This is a genomic window from Ktedonobacterales bacterium (assembly GCA_036557285.1).
Classification (GTDB): Bacteria; Chloroflexota; Ktedonobacteria; order Ktedonobacterales; family DATBGS01; genus DATBHW01.
This window is the reverse complement of record DATBHW010000005.1, coordinates 157853-180881: the sequence shown is the minus strand read 5'-3', so window position 1 is coordinate 180881 and position 23029 is coordinate 157853. Positions and strand designations below refer to the sequence as shown.

The window sequence follows — 23029 nt, the reverse complement described above, 5'->3', positions numbered from 1 at the left end:
GAACCTTCTACATTGCTAGTGTGATTAGCCAGTGCGAATAGTTACGGGTGAAAGCCGGAAACATGGGCTTCTATCAGCTTTTCGCCCGCCAAATTCAAGGTAGCTACCTTCTCCAGTTTGGAAAGTGAGATTGCCTCGTGAGTCATCAGGAAGCGCCATATCTTCAGGCTCCCCCTGCTCAGCACTCGGTAGATATTACAGCGAGCAAACCAGGCACACTGGCAGGCGCTCACACAAAGCCAGGTTTGTATGGGCAGGTGTTGTTGGCTTTCTCTCTGATAACAGGCACGCTTACTCATGGCTACCATCTGTTTCAGTATCCGCTCTATATCACCGATGAGGGCATCTATATGGAGCAAGCCTGGTCGGTGCTGCGCGAGGCCAGGCTTGAACCTTATACCTATTTCTATGACCATGCTCCGGCAGGATGGCTGTTGATTAGCGGGTGGGTGAGCATTTTGCCCTTCCAGTTTCAGACGTTTGGCAATGCTATCAATACTGGTAGGGTGTTGATGCTGCTTATTCATATAGCCAGCATCTTTCTCCTGTTTCAGCTCACCTATCGGTTTTCGGGGCGTCTGAGTGCTGCTACGATTGCCTGTTTTTTCTTCAATTTCTCACCGCTGGCCGTCTATTACCAGCGCCAGGTGCTGTTAGATAACATCATGGTTTTCTGGATATTGCTCAGCCTCTATCTGGTCACGCGGGATGACGGGAGGCTTATTACCTCGGTGCTGAGTGGTCTGGCGTTCGGGATAGGCGTTCTTACAAAGGAAAACACGATCTTCTTCGCGCCTGTTTTTGTGTATCTGCTTTATACCCAGGTGCATAAGCAAGAGAATTATCGCTTTGCGCTGGGGAGCTGGTTCTACGCCTCCTGTTCAGTCATCTCGCTCTATTTCCTGTACGCCACGTTGAAAAACGAACTCTTGCCGAGCCATTTCGATTTTGATCTGAATAATCCACCGGCTGATCACGTTTCCCTTTTGTACACCATCTGGTGGCAGTTACATCGTGGGCAAGGCAGCATTTTCGATGTAAACAGCGACTTCTGGAGATTTGGCCTTGGCATCTGGTTCCCCAGGGATAAGCTCATCCTGATTTTAGGCTGTGTGGCTTTGATTTGTAATTTGATCATTGGCTGGAGTTCGCGGCCACGTAACCGGGGATATATTGTAGCTTCCCTTCTGGCAGCCAGCTATGCCCTGTATCTTATTCGCGGCAGCCAGATGCTGGAGTTCTATGTTGTCCCTCTGTTGCCCTTCCTGGCAATGAATCTTGGAATCCTTGGAGCAATTCTGCTTCGGCCTCTGGCCCGGCTGCGTCCCGCTGCCCTCTCCACTTCAATGCAGGGGGTCGCCATTGTCACCTTATGGGCCATGCTCCTCTCGCCATCAGCAGGCTACTTTTTTGTCCATGATGAACATGGTAGGACAGTGCCTCACGACCTCTACAAACTCAATGTCACCTATATGCAAACCGACCAACTGGCTTTTATCCGCCAGCATATCCCTGCTAATGCCAGGGTCATTATAGATGATGAGCTTTGGGTGGACCTCCATGATGTGGCGCCTTATTACAAGTGGGCGCATTCTCACTGGAAAGCGGCGGCTGATCCTGATGTGCGGGATAAACTCTTTGCCAAAAATTGGCAAAACATTGACTATATCGTGATGTCCAATAAGATGCTGCAAGCTATGGAACTTAACAACGGGGATGGCGGCGAGAACTATATTTTGGAGGCCCTCCAACATTCCCAACGTATCTGGGATATGCCACGAGGAGGCATCGAACTCCAGATTTATCAAGTGGAAAAGTAATCGGTATCCGGGTAGCTATATCAGTCCAGTAGAAAGGGGAGTTCTATGAGCCGTCGCAAGGTCTTGCTCTGGGGGGTGGTTATCCTTTTGCTCGTTGCTTTAGTATCCAGTATCTTTCTGCGATCTTTCAGCCCTTCAGGCACAGCAGTGGATACCACCGGCACCAGTGCTGCTACCCCTTCTGCCCCTGGACAGATTCCCACGTCTACTCCGATTGTGCCTACCGGGGGGCCGGCTGGCGGCAACAATACGCCGTTTATCCTGTTCACACCAGGAGTGGTTCACCAGGGATCCGTCATCAACGTCCTTGGCAGCGAGTTTGACCCCAAGGTCTTCATAGATTTCCGAATTAAGCAGAAGGCAAACGATCCAGGGAAGGTCATTAACTCCATACAAACAGACGCGACAGGCTCTTTTAGCAATGTAGCGATTACGCTGCCCGCTTCACAACCTTTCGGGAACTTCATCATCCAGGCTCATCAGCGCAACAGCGATAAGATTGCGCAATCTATGGGCTTCATTCAGAACGGGAGCATTGCCACCGTGAAGCTGAGTTCCCTGGTTGGGAAGGTTGGCGATACGCTAAAAGTCACTGCCAAAGGTTTTGCGCCCCATGAGAAGGTCAATGTCTACTGGGACAGTATGTCAACCGATCCCATCGCTACACTTACGACCGACGAAGGCGGGGGCATAGGCCAGGCGCCGCTCCAGGTTCCCTTCGGCGCGGAGGGAAATAACTACTTTATCTTCATGGGGGTAAAGAGCCAAACGCCGGTTACAAATACCTTCTTCATGTTGAAGCTGTACCCGACGGTGAAACTCTCCAGTTACTCGATCAGGGCGGATAACGTTTTGAGCTATTCGGGAAAAGGCTTTGGCCCCAATGAGACAGTGCTGGTCTTTGTCAATCGCGCTGTTGGGCAACCACTCGCCATTGTGCAGACGAATGCGCAAGGAACCTTCGCCAATGCGCCAGGCTTCCTGATCCCGTTTGGCTTGAAAGGAAAACAGACGCTCCTCTTCATGGGAAGCCAAAGCCGGGCGCCAGCCTCAGTCGCTTTTACGGTTGCCCCCTATAACCCGGTTGTCCAGCCAAGCACCTACGGAGGAAGCCCTGGAACGACGATCAGTTTCTATGCCAAAGGTTTTGCGCGGAATGAGGTCGTCCATGTCTACACAGGCAATCCAGAGAAGATGATCAGTTGTTTCCAGGTTGATGGGCACGGCAACGTCGGAGCGGCAGGTTCTTATACTATTCCCAGTAATGTCCAGAAGGGTAAATTGGCGTTCACTCTGACGGGCAGCAAAAGTGGAGGTACGGCTGTAGCCACGATCACCGTGGCGCCTGCCGATACGCCTGTAGAGGTTCAGCCACAACCGCCCTTTACCTGCCCACTTGATGGAAAGTGATGCCTTTCTGGCTCCAGGCCAGAACGTATAGCTGAAAGAATACTGTATATCTGTCTACTGATGGAGGTTCTCTATGGAGCATACGGCCACGCAAATAGCTCGCTGCTGCGCTTTGGTCCTGGTGGCTGCTACTCTGCTCGCTGGCTGTTTCGGCCCTGCCCAGGTGGGGGCCAGCCACCAGAGTGTAGCGCATCCTTCTGCCCGGACGCCCACTGCGCAGCCGTCTCCCAGCGCCGGAAACGATCAATGTAGCCCTGGCTGTCCCTGCTCCGAGAGCGAGAAGCCGCCTCCGCTGGTTGGCCTGGATAGCTATAGTTTCCATCCTATCCATGATGTTGGCTTTACGGGTATGAACTTTCAACCCAACGAAGAGATTGATGTGCGCCTGGGCAACCAGAAAAACGATCCCACAGGCCAGAAAGGCACACTGCTGACGACGGTTCATACCAATACCGGGGGCAACCTGGCGGGCCGCGCGCATATTCCGCTGGTCTCCCCAGGTGTCTATCACCTGTATTTTATGGACCCGCAATGCAGCGAGCCTGTCATTGTGGATATTACACTTCAGGCTTTCACCCCCTGGGTGGTTCTGGACAACTATGCGCCGCACCCACATGATCTGCTGGGCTTCCGTGGGCAGGCTTTTGCTCCGAACGAACCTGTACAGGTCTATCTCAACGATCAACACACCACGCCAGTTGCTCAGGCGCGAGCAGACAACAGCGGCCAGTTTGCGATGAATCAGGCATGGGACGTTGGCGATCTGACCGGAGACAATACGCTGCTCTTTGTGGGAACGTTAACGGGATTGGTCGTGTCCGTAAAATTCACCGTCATACCCCCGCAACCAGGAGCGCAGGTTGCTCCATTCCTTACCCGATCACCAGGGCACGCCAGCTTTGCAGATACTGGGGAGTTGGCAGTCAACGGGGGCAGTGGTACCCCTTTTCCATTTCCTGCTTCTGCGCAGGAGCATCCGGGGGACGCCTTTCGCGTTTTCACCATTGATCCCACCGCCATTGTGCTGGGGCTTCTGGTCGTCTGGCTTATCCTGTGTATAGCCCTGGTTCTGATGCTCTCGATAGCCGAGCGTTTCCCCAGGCTGAGGCTTGTGAAGTGGTGGTCCAGGCGATCAGCGGCGCTCAACCGCCACAACATGGCGCGTGGTTCGGTGGCAGAGTTTAGCCGTTGGCTCAAAAAGAACCAACACAGGCTCCCAACACCGGGAATACAAGTCAGTTCAAGGACAGATCGCGGATATATACGGGCTGACCGAGAGCAAGAAGATGGTTTTCTGGCTGTGACGGGTACCCGAAGGGCGCAGGGACAGCCTCAACCGTTTGCGTTGCTGGTCCTTGCTGATAGTGTAGGGCGCTTCGCCGATGGACAGAGCGCGGGCCGTAGGACTATTGACACGATCTTTCGGTCTCTAGCGCCTCGTCTTCTTCAAGAAGATATTCCGTGCGAAGACTTGTCTGCTCATTTGGAAAGCACACTCCAGGGCGCCAACCAACTGCTCTATTGGCGAAATCAACGGGAAAGCTCTACTGCCCGATGCAGCGTGACGGCAGCACTGGTTTCTTGCCATGAGGCAACTATCTGCAACGTCGGTAATTGCCGCGCCTATTTGCTGCTTTCCCACGTTTCCCTGCGTCGTGTGACGACTGACCATTCAATTGCTGAAATGCGTGTTGCCGCAGGAAAGATGCAATGTGATGATGTTTGCACAGGTCTGAGCCGAAGCCGGGTGTACCGAAGCCTGGGTCAGCATCCAGATGTACAGGTTGATTCTTTTCGGCTGCCTATTGGCGCAGATGATCAACTGCTTCTCTGCTCAGACGGACTTTGGGAGATACTTTCTGATGCAGACCTTGAAATGATAATGCGCCAGCACTCGGATGTAACACTGGCGAGCAATAAGCTGATTGGACAGGCAAAGGCACACGGCGGCCTCGATCATATCACCGCCATCGTCATGAAGCTAACAGAGTATGCGCCCTCCCCTAAGCAATCGGGGATTGATAGCATCGCTGCTGGTTCTACTTCTCTATCACGCCCTCATATTTTCAGGTTTTTCTGCAAGGCTTTTCCGCTGAAAGCCAGAACCCTGCCGCTTCTTTGTTGAACAGGCAGCTTGTCTGGAAAATTGCTTCTCTTGCCAGAGTCCAGTCAGAAAAAGGGATGACTATCTTTTGGCTAGTCTTGTATCCACATTTTGGAGAGTGAAAAACTCTCCTCTAAGATGCCTATCTTGAGAGGGGTTAGAACATATGGTTTGGGATAGGGTAGAGAGTAAAGGGGGTTCTCGCGCCCTCGAAGCATTGGATAAATTGAGCGTTGATGGCGACGGTGAGCCGCACCGTCAGATGCGCAGGGATGAGCGTTGTAGCTAAGGAGGCATACATGGCGAGCCAGCCACATGAGCGCATGACGCTTCTCAGGCTTGTGTTTGATGATGATCCTCAAGCTCATGAGGCGCTTGAGGAACTGAAGGCTCTGAACGCGGCAAAGCGTATCAAAGTAAAGGCCGCGGCGGTCGTGTCAAAAAACCTGGGCGGCAAAATTAAGGTGAAACCTATGGTCCTGGCGCTCATCGAGCCGCTCTGGATTCAGGATTTCGTCCAGGCTCTTGTCCAATCTCCAATTACGCCTGCTCCGCAGCATCTGCTCATCGGTCTAAACAGGGAGCGAGAGGATACTGCTTACCCGTTCCTATTTACAAACGTGGTTCAGGAGGATTTGCCGACTGGAGGAAGCGATAGCTACCAATCAGCCACACCACCCCAGTAAATGAGGATCAGGTTGGAGCGCATGCGCATAGAAAGCAGCGCCTCCAATCAACTAAAGAACCACCCTTTCATGGCACTTGTTGGTTCACAACTTGCAGCACCAGGGTTCATACTTTGCCGCAGCAGTAAGGTATGTAAGGTGTAGCAAGGCTTGCCATTTCATTCTGGCATCTGGCAAACCGCGTGGCGTGGATAGGGAAAAGAGTGCAACACCCCCTCAATACATCTCTTCTAGGAATGAGCCAATCGGGTCACGGCGCTCAAGTCGCGGTCATTTGGAAGGATGACATAGGGAGAAGAGCCTTTCCATGACTGAAACCAGCCCAATTCGGCTCATGATCGTTGACGATCACACCATCGCCCGGAATGGTATCAAGACTTCCTTACTGGCTTTTGAGGATATAGAGGTGGTCGGAGAAGCGAGCAGCGGGGAAGAGGCATTGGGTCTGGCTTCTGAGATCCAACCGGATGTTATTCTGATGGATTTAGTGATGCCTGGTATGGGAGGCATTGATGCCCTGCGCGCTTTTAGCGCATCGTTCCCAGGCATTCGGGTGCTTGCTTTAACCAACTTTCAGGAGGGCAATCTGGTGCAGCAGGCTCTCCAGGCAGGAGCCATCGGTTATTTGCTCAAAGATGTAACCCTTGCTGAGTTAGCCCAGGCTATTCGGTTAGCCACTCGTGGGGAGCCGACCCTGGCTCCAGCAGCGGGTCAGGCGTTAGCTCGGACAGTAAGGGTCGGGCCTAAATTGGGCCACGACCTGACAGAGAGGGAAATTGAGGTTTTGAACCTTCTGGCGGAAGGGTTATCCAACCAGCAAATTGCCGAGCGGCTCGTGCTTAGCACGACGACTGTCAAATATCATGTGGGCAGCATCCGCGCCAAGTTGGGGGCATCGAACCGAACCGAGGCAGTCATTCTGGCCTTACAGCATAATCTGGTTAAGGATTCCTGACCAGGGCTATGAGTAGAGCAAGACCACAACGGACCTCCAGAATGCGAAGCGCACTGCGCCTCATGGGGATCGGGTTTCTCGCCGCAGCGGTCATTGGAATGGTTGGCTGTGATGATCCTGCCGCACAGCCCTGCCCTAACCGTCTTGGGTGGCTGCCACCCGCTTTTTTAGATACGCCTGCTTGCGGGAGCGCCTGGACTACTTTTGGGTTTGATGCTGCTCGCAGTGAGGTCAATTCCGCCGAAACCGCTATTACGGCGGCGAATGTGGGGCGGATGCATCGCCTATGGGCTGTTGCGCTTCCCCAGGTCGCTGATTCAGCCCCTATCCTGGTTCCTTCCGTACCGCTGCCCGACGGCACGCGCCACGATGTACTTTACCTCACCACGAGAGATGGAAGGCTGCTGGCAATTGATGCGGCAACAGGGCTTCAGCTTTGGGCGACGGCCTCTACGAGTACAGATCCCAACAAGATCACTACCGCATCGCCAGTGGCCGATCTTTCCCGGCTGGTGATTTACAGCTACGGGCTGGATGGCAAGGTGCATAAATACCAGGCGGCTACCGGGCAGGAGGTGCGTGGGGCTGGATGGCCGGTAATCGTTACGACCATGCCAAAAAGCGAGAAAGTGTCTTCTGCGCTCAATATTGCCAATAACAGGCTCTATGTCACTACCGCAAGCTTTGGTGGTGACGCTCCTCCGTATCAGGGTCATGTCGTGGTCATCGATCTACCGCAGGGGACACGTCATGTTTTTAATAGCCTGTGTTCAGCTCGAACCCATTTGCTCAAGCCTGGCGAATGCGCTGAGAACGGCGCAGGCATCTGGGCGCGTGGAGGCGTGAATGTTGATCCGGTTACAGGACATATTTTTGTCGCAACAAGCAACGGACCCTATACTGCCAACCGAGGCGGCGACGCATGGGGAGAGAGTGTACTGGAATTGACCGGAGATGGGACGCAAATCCTGGATTCGTATACCCCTGCGGAGACAGATTCGCTTTCTATGCAGGATCTTGATCTGGGCAGTTCCGCGCCAGTGCTGCTGCCTGAAATAACAGGTAGCAAGACGCCTTATCTGGCGATACAGGCAGATAAAGAGGGGCTGCTGCGTCTGTTGAACCGGCAGGATTTGAGTGGGCAAGGTGGTAAAGGGCATATTGGCGGCGAACTGCAAACGTTGTTCGCACCAGATCATTGTCCGGTCTTGACGCAGCCTGCTGTCTGGAGTGACCAGATTGGCGGCAACCTGTGGGTCTTTGTCAGCAACAATTGCGCGATCAGTGGCTATCAGGTATTTACCTCTTCTTCAGGCGTTTCCCGGTTGCGCGTGGCCTGGACGGTGGGCGTGGGGGCAACCTCGCCGGTTATAGCAGGAGCCATCCTCTTTGTGGAAACCATGAACACAGAAGTGGTGGCTCTCGATCCGCGTACCGGCCATCGCCTGTGGGGCAGCGCCGCCGCAGCCTCTGGCGGCAGCATCAGCGGCGTCCATTGGGAAAGCCCTATTGTAGTAGGCAGCCGCCTCTACTGTACAGATGAAAGCGCAAAGCTCATGGCTTATAGCCTTCCATGAGATGGGAGCAGAAACCCGAAAGGTTTGTAGTAGAAAACACAGAAAAAAAATTCCGGGAGCGATAAAACTAGAATGCGGGAACAAAAAGGTATCAGAAGGGAACAATGAATGGCCTGGCGCAGCCTTCGAGGAGCCATCATGAAGAGAGTGGAAGCGAGGGTACTGCGTAGGCCATTGGTGTCCCTGATGCTCCTGGCTGGTCTGGTTGTGCTGTTAGGCGCGGGTGCTTTCGCTGCTGCTGCTTCTTCGGGCGCGGCTCATAGCGTGCCTCCCACTCGCGCTGATCTCTTTATGAAATCAGTTGTCACACGAGACGGGGCGCTGGGGTGGCATCAGCTTTGTCCAACACTTCAGGCGCGTCTCTCAATAGAAGAACTTCGTCAGCAGGCGTCCGAGCAGAGCGCGTTTGATGTCGGCCAGGGCATCACCTTCACGACGGAGTTTCTTAGCGCCCACCCGCAAGCCAAAGGAGGTGAAATGCGCGTCTATCTGGTTACTGCACAGCGGCCTGATGGTTGGCAGGCTGAGAGGATTTACATTGTGCGAACACAGTCCGATGGCTGTGTTGAGGATGTGCAGAACCTTGATCTTCCAGGCGATAAGACAAAGTAAAGAACTGGAATAGTGCCATATATCTTTTCTGGACCTGGGGTAAGCTGCGATGAATGTTGTTTTGGCCTCTCTCCCTGCTGCAAACTTGTGGGTCAGTGTTGTCATTCCTGGCTCACTTATTATATCTGTTCTGCTCATCCTTCAGTCTGTCTATACTCTCTATCTCATGCTGTATACCTGGGATCAACGGGAGGCTCACCAGAAGGGACAGGTACCATCACGCTTTCTCCCACCGCGCACAACCTTTACTGTCATGCTGCCTGCCCGGCATGAGGAAGATGTTATCCAGACAACTATCGAGCGGGTGGTAAGTGCTCATTATCCGCTGTCACTGCTGGAAGTAGTTGTTATCTGCTCGGCGGATGATGTGGGAACAATTAAGCAAGCTCAGCAGAAGATTAACCAGTTACAGGCAGCGGGAATACATACCGTGCGTGGGGTGAGTTACAATGATCGCCCTATCAACAAGCCGCATGGATTGAATGTGGGCTTGCGAAACACGCACAATGAGGTCGTGACGATCTTCGACGCTGAGGACGACATCCACCCGGACATCTTTAACATTGTGAACACCCTGATGTTACAGGAGCATGTCCCGGTTATCCAATGTGGCGTGCAACTCATGAATTTCCAGTCAAGCTGGTATTCTACATTGAACGTGCTGGAGTATTTCTTCTGGTTTAAAAGTCGTCTGCATTATCATGCGCGCAGAGGGTCCATTACCCTTGGTGGCAATACGGTATTTTTTACCCGCGCCATACTGAATCGCGTAGGTGGGTGGGATGAATATAACCTGACCGAAGATGCTGATATAGGTATTCGCATTAGCTGCCTCAAAGAGCCGGTGCGTGTTGTCTATGATGATCGCTATGTCACACGCGAGGAGACGCCCCCGACCCTGGAGCAGTTCATTCGCCAGCGGACGCGCTGGAGCCAGGGTTTCTTGCAGACTTTGATAAAGGGGGAATGGAAACATCTGCCTACTTTTGGTCAGCGTCTGCTGGCATTCTATACCCTTGCCTTCCCATCTGCTCAGGCGCTCCTGGGGCTGTATGTGCTTGCCTCGCTGATCATGATGTTCACCATCAAGACACCTGCCGGTGTTGCCATTATTCTGGACCTGCCTTTTTATCTGCTTATAGCTCATTTCGTTCTTTCAGTCATCGGACTCTATGAGTTCACCGATGCTCACAAACTGAAACCTTCCTGGAAAACACCAGTGGTGATGGCTCTTGCCTATCTGCCTTACCAATGGATTCTCTCCTACGCTTCCCTGCGCGCTACGCTGCGCCAGTTAAGAGGCATCAACAACTGGGAGAAGACTCAACATGTAGGCGCTCACAGGCAGGGGCTATCAACGCTTGACATGCCCTCCCAGAAGCGAGGGGCGACGTGATAAGGTTGAGTTCCTGCGATCTCACCCTGGTGAATGCTGTACATAACGACCTCCAGCGGCTGGAGCGCGCCTTACTGCTTATCTGGGCGCGTACCGACCCGATAGCGGCTGCGCATCCTGCATTGCTGCCAGAAGCGCTTATCGCCTGCATCGGCGCCCAGTTGGGTATTCAACCAGAGACGGTCATTCAATACAAAAATTGCCCTGTACTCCACAATACAGATATGAAGGCGGTGCAGGACTATCTGCGCCTGCGCTCGTTTACTGCTGAAGATACGGGGCTGCTGCGATCCTTCCTCGCTGCGCAGGTTCTGCAAACCGCCAATACTACTGAACTCATCAAAGCAGCTTATGGCTGGCTAGCCAGTCAGCAGATATTCCGGCCTGCTGCAAAGACTGTTATCCAGAGAATCGTGTATCAAGTACGCCGTGAAACCGAGGAGACCCTCTTTCAGAACCTTGCACATCAACTGACCCAGGCGCAGCGAGATCAATTGGATGGACTCTGCCGAACATGCCAGGGAAGGAGTATTCTGGCGACGCTTGTGACTCCTCCACATGCGGCCTCAACTGAGGCGATCCGCGATGAAGGGCGTCGGCTTGAGGTGGTTCGGGCAGCCCTCCCCGACACCATTGATTGGATAGGCATTCAACCTCCGCGCCTCTGGCAATGGGCAGCTATTGTAAGGCGTCTTTCTGCTCAGGCCCTTCGACGCTATCCACCTGCCAAACGGTACGCACTGCTTCTGGCTTTCCTGACCGTGCGCGGCCCAGAGATCACCGATGTGATTGTCGAGATGTTCGATACCCTGATAGGGCGTTTGTTTGCGCGGGCCAATGCTGAGCTAAGAGAGGCTCAAATGGAGCAGGTTCAGGCTAACCTCACGAGCGCGCGCTTGTTTCGCGGTATTACGCAGGTTCTCCTTGATCCCCAGGTTCCCACGCATCGGGTGCGAGATCGTATCTTTCAGCAAGTCTCTCGTGAGCAGGTGAGCACGCTTGTAAGCCGAAGTCGGTCCCTTGATGAGAATGAAGTCGAGGGCCTTTTTGCTTTGCTCAAACAGCGATTTAGCCAGGTACGAGAACCTGCGCGCGTGCTGCTGCAAATGCTGCGCTTTAGCTCGCCGGGCGCATATAGTCCTGTGCTGGCAGGACTGGAGACTTTGCATACGATGGATCGTGAGCATCGCAAAAAAGCGCCGAAAGATGCTCCGCTTGGCTTTGTGCCGGAACGCTGGATGAGGGCAGTAGTTGGCCCCAATGGCATAGATAGGCGCGCCTGGGAACTTTGCCTGCTCTACCAGGTCCGCCAGGCACTGCGATCTGGAGAACTTTCGGTAGAAGGAAGTCGTAACTATGCCCCTTGGTCTGCTGGTCTCTATACGCCCACTGAATGGCGTCAGGAGCGCATATCCTGGTTCGTGACCAGTGGCTTACCACACAATGGAGAGGATTACCTGGCGCAAGCCAGAACGGAGCTAGATGCCCTGGCGACCAGAGCAGCCGGACTCTTGTTGGATCATCCCTCCATTCAGATAAAAGATGGCCGACTCATACGTACCGCCCAGGACCGCCTCCAGACGCCCGCAGGCGCTGCTTCGATGCGCCGCTCACTGACGGCCTTGTTGCCAAGGGTTGGTCTGCCCCAGCTTCTCTTAGAGGTTGATAGCTGGACTGGATTTACCTCGGCTTTTGATCACCTGACCACCAGACGAGAGCCTACCCCCAGGCATCAGGAAACGATTCGATCTACGCTTCTGGCGGTGCTGGTAGCTGAGGCTACGAATATTGGACTAACAGCAATGGCCGCTGCCTCCGGTATTCCACATGGTCAGCTTGTACGGGTCTATGATTGGTACCTCCGTGAAGAGACGCTGCAACAGGCCATCCAGGTCTTGATTGCCTTTCATCAAAGCCTGCCCCTGACCAGAGCTTTTGGCTCTGGCGCTGTTTCTTCGTCAAATGCGAGCGAATTTGCGCGGCTTGTCTCAGGCCCGTATGCGCGCTATCGCGCATCTGGCGATGCGTTGGGTCGAAAAGTGAACATCTATAGCCATGTTTCTGATCAGGCGATCCAGTATTGGATAGGTCTTGTGAGTCCTCTGGCGCAGGAAGCGCCTTATACTCTGGATGGCCTTGTTTATCAGGATTTGCTCCCTATTCAGGAACATGCTACTGATACCCCTGGCTGCACCGATCTTCTCTATGGTCTCTTCGAGTTACTGGGGTATCGCCTGGCGCTGCCCCTGGATGACCTGCCCGACCAGATAATGATTCGAGCGCAAGAGGGAGCCTCCTACGGGATACTCGATCCCCTTTTGCTATATGCCACCCGCGATCCGTTGATTATTACCCAATGGGAGACAATGAACCGGGTTGCCGCGTCATTAAAAGACCGATTGATCCGCCCTTCTCTTCTCATCCCGAAGCTACAGAATATGGATGAGGGAAATACGCTGCGCCAGTCGCTTCAGGAAGTAGGCCGTATTGCCAGGACACGTTATATCCTGAACTTTATTGTAGACGCTTCCCTGCGTCAAAGAGTGCTGGCAGGACAGCATAGATGTATATCGGTTGATGCCCTGGCACGGGCGATTTTTTTCGGCCAACAGGGGCGCGTGAGTGATCGAGACTCCGCAGCGCAGTTCAGGCGCATCCTGGCGTTAAGCCTGGTCATCAACGCGATCATTGTATGGAATACTCGCTATCTTGAAGTCGCTGCTCAGGAATCTGCCAGGCGTGGTCAGCCTGTGCCAGAGGATATGTGGCAATATCTCCATCCGATTATGTGGGAGCATCTTCATCTGGTTGGGGAGTATCTTTTCGATAGGGTAATCAGCGACACAGCGCAAGGAAATAGAGCTGGTCCTGAGTGTTGCCAGAGTACATAAGGACGCATCGGCGGGGAAGCTATCTACAGATGGCTGGCAAGCGGAGCCAGGGTTTCTCGGCTCCGCTTGCCAGCCAGATGACGTTGGCGCTGAGGGGCGTCTAGCCCAGGGCCTCAGTTAACCATATGCCTATAGAACGGTTTGCTCAGGGAGCTTATGAGCCTGGGGGATGGAAGTCACCTGGGAGCGGCCATTGATAGGCCGAGAGGATGTCCATCTTGGCTGAGTCAAGCGTTTTCCAATCTGGCTTCAACAAGCCGCCGGTATCTCCCGAATCTGGATTCCAGGACCAGTAGGTGTAGTTGATCCCGTTCACTTTCAAGAACTCTACAAGGGCGCGCATCCAGATACCCTCTGGATTCAGCCCTACAGACTGGCCCCCAAATTCGCCCAGCAATACCGGAGTTTGCCCCTGCTGCTGGAGATAGGCCCAGTGCTTCTTCCAAAGCGCGGGCAGGTTGTAGGGAAAGTCCTTTGCCTGGAACCAGGTTTGCTGCCAGACCTCTGGCCCGTAGTCATGGGCAGAATAGACCAGTTTGTCGGGGTGAGAGAGCCGCACAGGATATTTGGCTGCGCCCTCAAGGTTTCCTCCCCACCAATAATAGTCGCCTTGATAGGCTTCGATGCCCTCAACGAGAATGAGCCAGTCGGGGTTGACCGCCAGAATGGCATTGCCTGCCCGCTCTGCCGCGAGCCGCCAGTCGGTGGCTAGGTTGCCATCGCCCCAGGTTGCCTGCCCATGCGGTTCGTTATGTAAGTCGGCGCCAATAACCGTCGAATTGCCCTGATAACGCTTCGCCAGCATCGTCCAATCGCCGATCCAGCGAGATTCGGGCAGATGATCGGTATACCAGAGATTTGATTGCGCCTGCGCGTTAGGCCGATGCTGATCGAGGATGATCTTCAGTCCGAGTTGCCCGGCGCCCTGGATGAACTTATCCATCAGGGACACGCCTTTCAAGCCGACGAGATCGGGGTTCAGCTTATAATCAATCCCTTCAGGCACGCTTGTTGAGTCGAAAAGCTGGTTGCTGTAGGGCAGGCGAATGGTATTGAAGCCTGCATGGGCGATTTGAGCGAGCATATCACGCCAATTGCGAACTTGCAGGCCATGCGGCGCAAAGGTACCAGTCTCAAAACCAAACCAATTTACTCCGGTGAGATGGACTACGCGTCCCGTGGCATCAATCAGTTGTCCATGACTGGTATGTAATGGTCCCTGGATCATACCAGGAGTGGAACTGAGCTTCTGGAGACTCGCTGAGGGGTTGCTGCACCCTACGATAAAACTTACCAGGATAGTTAAGAGAATCCCTCCGCTGACAATGCGGGAACGAGGCATTAACCCCTCTCTCTCTAGTGGAATAGCAGGTTCTGCCCTCTCAATGACAACCTGATGTATGTCCAGGACAGTATATGCATGAGCGCCGCAAAGTCAAGCATTGGAAAAGTTCTTTATTGACGTTATTTTTCTAACGAGGATGGGCCTGCGAAAGCGTTGCCGAGGCTGCTGAGGCATTGTTTAGCAGGAGATGAGGAGTGGCAGGAGGGAGTGCGACGGAGATGGAGACGCAGCAGCGGCGCCACCTGCCAGGTGGCGCCGCTTTCTGAATATGTGGGTTGAGGGTCAGGCGGTTACGCCCGGAGGAGTGTCAACTAGCCGCCAGCCTGGTTAACTGGCGTGAGCCAACCAGGTCATACTCTTTGAGCAACCGTTGAAGGCCAGTGACATCGCTCAGAAGAATGCGGCCCCGGTGCAATTCCACCAGCCCGGCGACACGGAATTCGTTGAGCATCTTCGTGACCGTTTCACGCAGCAAGCCGGTCACGTCGCCGAGTTCTTGATGGGTCATGGTGATGACTTGATCCCCACTTTCCTGACGCAAACGTAAGAGGGCTGTTGCCAGGCGCGCGGGTGCGCTCTGGTACGCGAATTCTTCGAGACGGAATGCGTCGAGGTCTATGCGTCGGCTGAGTTCATCAATCAAGCGTAGACCAACCACCGGCCATTCGCGGATGACCTGCTCCAGATGTGGGCGACTGAATATGCCAACGATAGCGTCTTCGCCTGCTTCGGCTGAGGCATGATGCAATGCCTCTCCCAATAGTGGCACTTCACCGAAGAACGTCCCGGCATGGATCGTTGCCAGTTCTAATCGCTTGCCATTGGAAGTCAAACGATAGACTTGCACCCGGCCCTGTCTCAGCAGAAACAACCCTTGAGATGGCTCATCTTGCAAGTAGATAAGCTGCCCCTTCGCATATTTCCGCTGCGGCATGCGCCGGTATATTGAAACGATACTCTCTTCCTTTAGATCGGAGAAAAGATCCATCGAGAGCAACGATGAACTGTGTGGGGTGGATGAAGCTGGCTTCTGAGGGGGTGGCAATTGCGAGCGATGCGGTGAACTATCCCCATCAAGATTTGCTCTCGCCTGCCAGCGGAGATGTTTGAGGAACCCTTCCCAGGAGGACCGCTCCATCGAAATCACCTGGCTATCAAGCAAGTACGAAGGCGACTCTTGAACGGGAGCCGAATGCTGCTCGCTCTCATCAACTGTAATAATAGCGACATCAAGATCAGGAATCAGGCTCGCTTGCTCGGCGATGAGGAGTGATTCCTGATAATCATTGTTCTGGCTACTACTATAGATCTCCAGGCGCATGTGCTAGCTATCCCCTTTTCTAGAAGGACGGGAGCTATTCTGGTTCCCAAGGGCGCGCAAAATGACATATAGAGCTACATAAAAATACTGCATGAGACATTCCAAAGATATTCCAGACATTCCAGGCGCTCTACTATCTTATGAATCCTGGCAGGGTTCTAAGATACAGATGTCGGGATATTGACTCCTCTAACAATAACCAGTAGTTCGGATACGTTCTGTAGCCATTGCTACGCAACTACCGCCACTGTACAGTGATATGTGGGTCTGCATACGCAAACGAATGGCTTCTTGAACTCTCTATCTCCAGCGCATGCTTGAACCAATCGGCTGGCTGCTAGATGACGCCCGATAGCTGCGTGCTGCGATAGCTTGCCAGAGAGGAATAATGTCATGCTGTGCAGAGTTCAGGACGTTCTTGTCAACGGGTTAGCCCTGGAGGATGTTCTCGGTATCCAGTGGTTCGAGCAAGGTTCTCAGCCCCCGCACATCTCGCAAGCGAACCTGTCCACGGTGGAGTTCAACCAGCCCTTCCTCCTGAAATGCGTCGAGCGTTTTTGTCACGGTTTCTCGCAGCAGGCCGCTGCGGTCTGCCAATTCCTGATGGGTGATGGGCAGCAGCGTCGCTTGTTCCTCCTGGCTCACCTGTAAGAGTTCGGCGGCCAGGCGAGTCGAGACATCATAATAGGCCAGAGTTACCATGCGCATTTCACTCAACTGCAAGCGCCGACTGAGTGCTTTCACGAGATAGAGCGCAAAGTCTGGTTCTTCACGAATGAGCCGTACAACCTCGGCCCGCTCGATAATGGCTACCTGAGACGTTTCGACCACTTCAGCGGTGGCGTAACGAATACTCTCGCCCAGGACACATACCTCTCCAAAAAACATGCCAGGCCGCATGACTCCTAACTTCAACCGCTTCCCATGTCGGGTCAGGTGATGGAGTTCGATCCGTCCCTGCCGCAGCAGGAACATCGTGTCTGCAACGTCTCCTTGCCAGTAGACGCACTGGCCCTTCGCATAGCGTTTCAGGCGTAGGGTGGGACTCAGGGCTGCCAGTTCCTCCTGAGTCAGATCACGAAACACGTCCAGCAGCAGGAGAACGGGAGACGTTCCCTGGTCTGAGGCCGAGGCTGCCGCGTGTGGGCTATCCTGGGGAGACCACGCAGAACCCGCAGGGAGGAGCCACGCCGACGATGGCGCCTGGGCGCGTTGGCGCAGGGCTGCCAGGAAGGACTCAGGTGGAGGATACCCGGCGGCAAGAAGTTGTCCATCTAATAGATAGATGGGTACGGCTCCCACGAAGAAGCTACGAAGATCGCCAGACCCAATAGACCTGATAGTCACCTGTAGCCCAGGGATCTGCTCGGCCCGTTTGATGAGATCCAACACTTCTGACTGGTCAGAATACTGGAGAGGGAGGTAGACCTCTAAACGCATTGAACGCCTCCTTCGTAGGTTCCCTTAGAGGCTCTGAACAACCACCCAAGCGCAACGACTATCCGTCTTGTCTTAGGGGATACCACGCGCGGCGCTGCGTTATCTGTGGTGGGCGCTACAAAGAATGACGGGTGCTGGCCCAGGAGAAATTAGGTAGTAGTTCCTACAGAACTTTGTAGGGGGCTATGGTATATCTCTAGCAACTGGAAGAATGCTGATGAGCATTGAGGTTTCGGGGATGAATGTCCCAATTGGAAGGCAATATGGCGCAGGAAACAAATACATCAATGAACTCGCAGCAACGGTTGCGAGAACCGCTTGCGGTCCAACCTGGAATCCGTGAGTTAGACCAGCGCCGGGCGGGGTGCAGGCTGGAGGTGTGGGCGAGACGTGCATTCTATCACACCTGGCGGATGCTGCCAACCTGGTGTCAGGATCTGGCTGTACGCATTGCTGCGCCCAAGGTGACGATGGGAGCCTGCGCGGTGATTGTGGATGGTCGGGGGCGGGTGCTGCTGGCGCATCATACCTATCGGGCACGTCCCTGGGGACTCCCTGGCGGGCTTATTGGTTCCGGCGAGCAGCCAGCCGCAGGGCTGGAGCGCGAACTACATGAGGAGTTGGGCGTATTGGTCCAGGTGGGGCCAGTCCTTTCCGCAGAGAAGCATCCAAGAACCCATCAGTTAACGCTCTACTACCGAGCGGCATTACCTGGCACGCCACGCGAAGACGGCATTGAAATAGATGAACTCCGCTACGTCGCGCCGGAGGAGGTGACGGCGCTGCTGGGGGATGAAGCGGACGTGTGTTTACGATGTATGCAGGTGTATGGAGAGGTAAGCCCAGTCGGAGGCGCTGGCTGAAAACGCAGCCTGTACCAATCAACCAATCGTTTGCTCAAAATTGGAAACTATCAGCGCGCGCGTCTTGAAGAGTGGGTGATGTTATCATCTTCCTCTTTCTCATCAACCACGAAAGTCTTCTTTGCGCCCGAAACAGCATTTAGGAGCTGTTCCAAAGCCTGTTGTTCAGTCGTGGTATCAATTCCCGTCTCGTACCGATCCCGCCGAACTGCTTCTGCGTATTGGTCCACTTCTTGTTCTGGGAAACCGAGACGAATCAGCGCCTGGCGAACGATCTCCAGACCTCCTTCCAGTTCAGGATGGATGACCTGCTGCGCTCCAAGCTCGGCCAGGCGGCTTACCCCCACCTGTGTCGAGGCGCGAGCGATGATGGGTGTCGTGGGCGCGAGATCGTGTGCTGTCGCCACGATCAGTTCTGCGGCGGCTTCCTCCGGTACCGTGACCACCAGGGCGCGAGCGCGCTCCAATCGGGCATGCGTAAGCACTTCAGAGTTCGCCGCATCACCCAACAAGGTAGGAATGTCCTCCTGCTCCAGTTTTTTCACCCGGTCTACATCCATCTCTACCACCAGTTGTGGGATTGTCAGATGCTTCAGGACCGTGACCACATGCTGGCCGACCCTTCCATAGCCTACGACCACTACATGATTGCTGAGGGCTTCGCTGGGCGGCGGTGGTGTCGGCCCCTGTCGATCCAGGCGCTTCCACAGCCAGGGCCACCGACGCAGCAGAGCTTCTGTTGGGGATATTGCCCTGAACAGGAATGGATTGACCAGGATGGACAGGAGCGCCCCTGTCAGAATCAAGGAATATTGCTCCAGAGTGAGCAGACCTAATGCAACCGCCGCCTGCCCGATAATAAAGGAGAACTCTCCGATCTGGCTCAGCCCGGCAGACACCACCAGCAGCGTTCGCGCTGAGACGGGTATCAGAAATCCCAGGAGGATTGTCAGGAGCGGCTTGCCCAGGACAATCAGCGCGGTCAGTGCGAGAACTTGTTCGCTGTGGGAGACCAGATAGCCTGGATTCACGAGCATGCCGACGGAGACAAAGAAGAGGACGGCAAAGGTATCCCGAAATGGCAGCATCTGAGCGCCTACCTGATGGCTGATTGCCGATTCACTGATGACCACACCTGCCAGGAAAGCGCCCAGCGCCAGGGAGATACCAAAGAGGTCTGCTGCTCCCAGCGCGATCCCCAGAGCGATCACGACCACCGCTACAACAAATAATTCACGCGAGCGGGTATGCGCGATCCGCAAGAGGAGCCAGGGGAGTACGCGCGCTCCAACGAGGAGCATAATCCCGGCAAAGATGCCTGCTTTTAGCAGGGCGAAGCCAGTCGTTTGCCACAGGCTTCCCTGGCCGATTGGAGACAACACCGGCAGCAAGACCAGGATCAGCACCGTCGCCAGGTCTTGGAATACCGACAACCCTACGGCAGCCTGCCCATGTCGGGTATTGAGCAATCCCTGGTCCATCAGGCCACGCAAGAGGACAACCGTACTGGCGATAGAAATAGCCAGCCCCAGCACCACGCCGGAAGCACCAGACCATCCCCAGGCTCGTGTCAGGGCGAACCCCACCGCGGTGGCGAGGGCCATTTGCCCAAGAGCTCCAGGGATCGCAATTTTTCTGACGGCCCACAGATCACGCAGCGAGAAATGAAGTCCAACCCCAAACAGGAGGAAGATCACCCCAAGTTCGGCCAACTCGTTGATTGTTTCGACATCACCGATGAATCCAGGGGTAAAGGGACCAATGACGACCCCTGCGAGCAGATAGCCCACGATGGGAGGCAGCCCGAAGCGACGAGCGATCAGCCCACCGCAGAAGGCTGCGCTTAAGGCGACTGTCATCTGCAACAGCAAGGGTAGGGTGTGCAAGGCTGTTGATCCTCCTCGTCTTCTTCACCTGGTAACGATCATTTCCTCAGCCGAGGGGGTTCTCAACGTTCTCTCAGTATATTATATGCTGTGGAGCCGTTGTTCTGGCGTGATCAGCGGGAGGGTAAACCAGAAAGTAGCCCCGTATCCTGGCAGGCTTTCAACGCCAACCTGCCCCTGATGCCGCTCGATAATGATGCGGCTGATGTGCAAGCCCAGGCCCAACCCACTCCAGAGCCGCTCTGCACTTCAACCCCCGGCGCGCGATGAAATCGCTCCCAGATGCGCTCTTGCTCAGAGGCGGGCAATCCCGGTCCGTAGTCGCGCACCAGCACTCGCGCCTGGTGGCCCTCCAATCGGAGACACACTTCGACCCGCTTATCCTCTGGAGAATATTTGAGCGCATTGGTCAGGTAGTTCGTCACCACCTGCCCGATGCGGTCGACATCTGCCAGGAGCGGCGCCTGCGCATTATCCGGCAGGTGGAGCGCAATGGTGCGATTCGGCCAGGAGTATTGCTGCTCTTCTACTGTCTGCTGAACAATGGTGGTCAGATTACAAAGGGTGAGATGAAGCGTGAGTCGGTCGGCCTGGATGCGCGAGGCATCCAACAGGTCGCCTACCAGCCGGTTCATGAGCCTGGCCTGCTGTTCTGCCCGCTGAAGTGGCTCCTGAATCAGCGCGAATCGGCTGGTTTCTTCTCTGGTGTGTATTGTCTTGGGCCTCTCTTCACTGGAAATGAGGCGCTCCAGGCGACGCTGGGCTAGCTGAAGGTGGCCGGTGATGCCGGTCAAAGGTGTGCGAAGTTCATGGCTGGCGAGACTAAGGAAGTCGCTCATCTGTCGGTTGGCTTCACGTACCGCCTGCTCATTCCGGCGGAGGGTGGTAATATCGCGCATGATGCTCACAGCCCCGGCTCCCTGGCCTTGTCGTTCTCGCAGGGGAGCAGCACTTACCGACACAAAGCGTTCCTCCCCTAGAGCAGTGGAGGTCTGCACTTCAATAGCCTCCAGCGTCTCACCTTCCAGCACTCGCTCAAGAGGAAAGAGAGCGAGTGGGAACTGCTCCTCACCGCTGGCGGCCCCTGCGTCATTTGGCAGGGCTGGCGCCTGTGTCGCGCTGCTGCCAGTGAGGCTGACCATCTGCTGCCCTGCGTGGTTGAGCCGTATAATGGTTCCTTGATGATCGTAGATAGCGACAACATCCGGGATTGCCTCGATGATCGCGTTCAAGTGCGCCCGCTCGACCGCCAATGAGATGGTCAGCTCTTCGGCGTTCTTCCGCGCCCGCTGGCTTTGGCTGGCAACCACACTAATAATCAATCCGGCGAATAAGAACAGGAGCGTTTCGACAACTTGCTGAGCATCGGTCAGGTTCCAGGTAAAACGGGGCGGCAAGATCACAAACTCCAAAAGAAGCGCGCCTACCAGGGTTGCGATCAGGCTGGGGCCAGCCCCCCAGTTCAAGGCTACGAAAGCGACGACCAACACCTCCAGCACACCGGAAAACGCGAAGGTGGGAAAGGTTTGCAGCAGCAGGAGGGTGGTAGTAGCGACAATTGCTTGCAGAGCGATTGCTACCAGATAGCCTATCATGGGAGGGCGCCACGTTCTGGGCAACCAGGAGGGCGCAAACGTGTTCGCCAGAAGCCAGCGTTGGATGGCCCGCCTGTATCCAGGCCACAGGGAACGTATCCGCGTTATACCTTCCTGGTGTTTGTGCTTCCTACTCATTATCGCCCCCACGCTATTTATCAACTGGGTGCTTGATGGCCCGAAGCGCGCCAGACTACCGAGAACGGAACGAGCCATTCAGATGGCTATCAGCCACCACAGAGTAGTGTAGCAGTGCAAAGTGAGATGAGGCTGAAGCTTTTCTGAATCAGACCTGAGACAGCAGGCGGCAGACGCCCCGATCTGTGCCGTTTCTCAGCTTCAGTTCAGGGGCGTTTCAGCATCGCTTCACATGCCGGTGGTACATTGTTTGATGGAAAGTGAAGTACCCTTTTGAGTCAGGATAGGCAGTATATGAAAGCGCATTTGCTTGTGGTAGACGATGATCCCCGCATTACCGATTTAGTACGCCGCATTTTTGCCTATGAGGGGTATAGTGTCGCCATTGCTACCAGTGGTCATGAAGCCCTGGACCGCACGCTGGAACGGCCACCCGATCTCATCGTTCTCGATATTTTGCTGCCAGGATTGGATGGACTGGAGGTGGCCCGGCGGTTACGAGAAGCAGGAGATAATGTGCCTATCTTGATGCTGACTGCCCGCGATGCGGTGGCGAATCGGGTCGAAGGGTTGACAGTCGGGGCTGATGATTATCTGGTCAAGCCCTTTGCGCCCGAAGAGTTAGTGGCGCGCGTGAAAGCACTCTTGCGGCGCAGCCAGGCAGAACGACATGAAGTGCTGCGGTATGCGGATGTCGAACTCGATACCGGCACTCGCCTGGCCCACCGAGGCGCACGTGAGATCGAACTTTCACCTACTGAATATGAGCTGCTGTTTCTCTTTTTACGCCGTCCCCGCCAGGTGCTGACCCGCGAGATTATCATGGACCGAATCTGGGGGCTTGATTTCGAGGGATCATCAAATATCCTGGAAGTCTATGTTGGCTATTTACGCGCCAAGCTGGAGTCTGAAGGTGAGCCACGACTGATCCATACCATTCGCGGAGTTGGGTATGTCTTCAAAGAGTAAGAGCAAGTAGGGAGACGGGCG

General features: G+C 54.7%; 16 protein-coding genes. 11 read left to right on the top strand and 5 right to left on the bottom strand.

The window, feature by feature from the left end:
- Positions 1-137 precede the first annotated feature (137 nt).
- The 9 genes from VH599_02415 (at position 138) to VH599_02375 (ending at position 13451) form a co-directional block, all read left to right on the top strand.
- Complete coding sequence (locus VH599_02415; GenBank protein ID HEY7347145.1) at positions 138-1820, top strand: glycosyltransferase family 39 protein; 1683 nt, start codon at positions 138-140, stop codon at positions 1818-1820.
- Between the two features lie 45 nt (positions 1821-1865).
- Positions 1866-3230, top strand: coding sequence for a hypothetical protein (locus VH599_02410; protein ID HEY7347144.1), 1365 nt, complete (start codon positions 1866-1868; stop codon positions 3228-3230).
- 73 nt (positions 3231-3303) lie between these two features.
- Complete coding sequence (locus tag VH599_02405; protein HEY7347143.1) at positions 3304-5355, top strand: PP2C family serine/threonine-protein phosphatase; 2052 nt, start codon at positions 3304-3306, stop codon at positions 5353-5355.
- Between the two features lie 215 nt (positions 5356-5570).
- Entirely contained in the window at positions 5571-6020 is a 450-nt protein-coding gene (locus tag VH599_02400) for a hypothetical protein (protein ID HEY7347142.1), read from the top strand.
- Between the two features lie 307 nt (positions 6021-6327).
- Entirely contained in the window at positions 6328-6975 is a 648-nt protein-coding gene (locus VH599_02395) for a response regulator transcription factor (GenBank protein HEY7347141.1), read from the top strand.
- 41 nt (positions 6976-7016) lie between these two features.
- On the top strand, positions 7017-8552 hold the full coding sequence (locus tag VH599_02390; protein HEY7347140.1) for a PQQ-binding-like beta-propeller repeat protein: 1536 nt from the start codon (positions 7017-7019) through the stop codon (positions 8550-8552).
- 138 nt (positions 8553-8690) lie between these two features.
- Positions 8691-9164 (top strand): hypothetical protein, encoded by a 474-nt coding sequence (locus tag VH599_02385; protein ID HEY7347139.1) that lies wholly within the window; start codon positions 8691-8693, stop codon positions 9162-9164.
- 49 nt (positions 9165-9213) lie between these two features.
- Complete coding sequence (locus VH599_02380) at positions 9214-10560, top strand: glycosyltransferase (GenBank protein ID HEY7347138.1); 1347 nt, start codon at positions 9214-9216, stop codon at positions 10558-10560.
- Entirely contained in the window at positions 10557-13451 is a 2895-nt protein-coding gene (locus VH599_02375; protein ID HEY7347137.1) for a Tn3 family transposase, read from the top strand. The genes VH599_02380 and VH599_02375 overlap by 4 nt, the downstream gene beginning before the upstream one ends.
- Before the next feature lie 154 nt (positions 13452-13605).
- On the opposite strand, the gene VH599_02370 is transcribed toward VH599_02375, so the two are convergent.
- The 3 genes from VH599_02370 to VH599_02360 all read right to left on the bottom strand — a co-directional run bounded on the left by VH599_02370 (position 13606) and on the right by VH599_02360 (position 17557).
- Positions 13606-14793 carry a glycoside hydrolase family 5 protein gene (locus VH599_02370; protein ID HEY7347136.1) on the bottom strand — a complete coding sequence of 396 codons (1188 nt, stop codon included), beginning with the start codon at positions 14791-14793 and terminating at the stop codon, positions 13606-13608.
- 310 nt (positions 14794-15103) lie between these two features.
- Positions 15104-16117, bottom strand: a complete 1014-nt coding sequence (locus VH599_02365) for a Crp/Fnr family transcriptional regulator (GenBank protein ID HEY7347135.1) — start codon at positions 16115-16117, stop codon at positions 15104-15106.
- A gap of 429 nt (positions 16118-16546) precedes the next feature.
- Positions 16547-17557: a Crp/Fnr family transcriptional regulator gene (locus VH599_02360; GenBank protein ID HEY7347134.1), complete on the bottom strand. Its 1011-nt coding sequence runs from the start codon at positions 17555-17557 to the stop codon at positions 16547-16549.
- A 287-nt stretch (positions 17558-17844) separates the two neighbouring features.
- On the opposite strand from VH599_02360, the gene VH599_02355 reads away from it, so the two are divergent.
- Positions 17845-18420, top strand: a complete 576-nt coding sequence (locus VH599_02355) for an NUDIX domain-containing protein (GenBank protein HEY7347133.1) — start codon at positions 17845-17847, stop codon at positions 18418-18420.
- Between the two features lie 50 nt (positions 18421-18470).
- Here the strand turns inward: VH599_02355 and VH599_02350 are convergent, their stop codons facing one another.
- On the bottom strand, positions 18471-20306 hold the full coding sequence (locus VH599_02350) for a cation:proton antiporter (GenBank protein ID HEY7347132.1): 1836 nt from the start codon (positions 20304-20306) through the stop codon (positions 18471-18473).
- A gap of 113 nt (positions 20307-20419) precedes the next feature.
- Entirely contained in the window at positions 20420-21901 is a 1482-nt protein-coding gene (locus tag VH599_02345) for a DUF4118 domain-containing protein (GenBank protein HEY7347131.1), read from the bottom strand.
- Between the two features lie 432 nt (positions 21902-22333).
- Here VH599_02345 and VH599_02340 point away from each other — a divergent pair, with 432 nt between their 5' ends.
- The gene (locus VH599_02340) at positions 22334-23008 is read left to right on the top strand and encodes a response regulator transcription factor (protein ID HEY7347130.1); all 675 of its coding nucleotides are present in this window, start codon (positions 22334-22336) and stop codon (positions 23006-23008) included.
- The last annotated feature ends 21 nt before the right edge of the window (positions 23009-23029 follow it).

What these genes read in the sequence shown, in the direction of transcription:
- VH599_02410 (HEY7347144.1), top strand. Translation starts at nt 1,866, where the DNA reads ATGAGCCGTCGCAAGGTCTTGCTCTGGGGGGTGGTTATCCTTTTGCTC.
- VH599_02405 (HEY7347143.1), top strand. Translation starts at nt 3,304, where the DNA reads ATGGAGCATACGGCCACGCAAATAGCTCGCTGCTGCGCTTTGGTCCTG.
- VH599_02400 (HEY7347142.1), top strand. Translation starts at nt 5,571, where the DNA reads ATGGCGACGGTGAGCCGCACCGTCAGATGCGCAGGGATGAGCGTTGTA.
- VH599_02395 (HEY7347141.1), top strand. Translation starts at nt 6,328, where the DNA reads ATGACTGAAACCAGCCCAATTCGGCTCATGATCGTTGACGATCACACC.
- VH599_02390 (HEY7347140.1), top strand. Translation starts at nt 7,017, where the DNA reads ATGCGAAGCGCACTGCGCCTCATGGGGATCGGGTTTCTCGCCGCAGCG.
- VH599_02385 (HEY7347139.1), top strand. Translation starts at nt 8,691, where the DNA reads ATGAAGAGAGTGGAAGCGAGGGTACTGCGTAGGCCATTGGTGTCCCTG.
- VH599_02380 (HEY7347138.1), top strand. Translation starts at nt 9,214, where the DNA reads ATGAATGTTGTTTTGGCCTCTCTCCCTGCTGCAAACTTGTGGGTCAGT.
- VH599_02370 (HEY7347136.1), bottom strand. Translation starts at nt 14,793, where the DNA reads ATGCCTCGTTCCCGCATTGTCAGCGGAGGGATTCTCTTAACTATCCTG.
- VH599_02365 (HEY7347135.1), bottom strand. Translation starts at nt 16,117, where the DNA reads ATGCGCCTGGAGATCTATAGTAGTAGCCAGAACAATGATTATCAGGAA.
- VH599_02360 (HEY7347134.1), bottom strand. Translation starts at nt 17,557, where the DNA reads ATGCGTTTAGAGGTCTACCTCCCTCTCCAGTATTCTGACCAGTCAGAA.
- VH599_02355 (HEY7347133.1), top strand. Translation starts at nt 17,845, where the DNA reads ATGAACTCGCAGCAACGGTTGCGAGAACCGCTTGCGGTCCAACCTGGA.
- VH599_02345 (HEY7347131.1), bottom strand. Translation starts at nt 21,901, where the DNA reads ATGATAGGCTATCTGGTAGCAATCGCTCTGCAAGCAATTGTCGCTACT.
- VH599_02340 (HEY7347130.1), top strand. Translation starts at nt 22,334, where the DNA reads ATGAAAGCGCATTTGCTTGTGGTAGACGATGATCCCCGCATTACCGAT.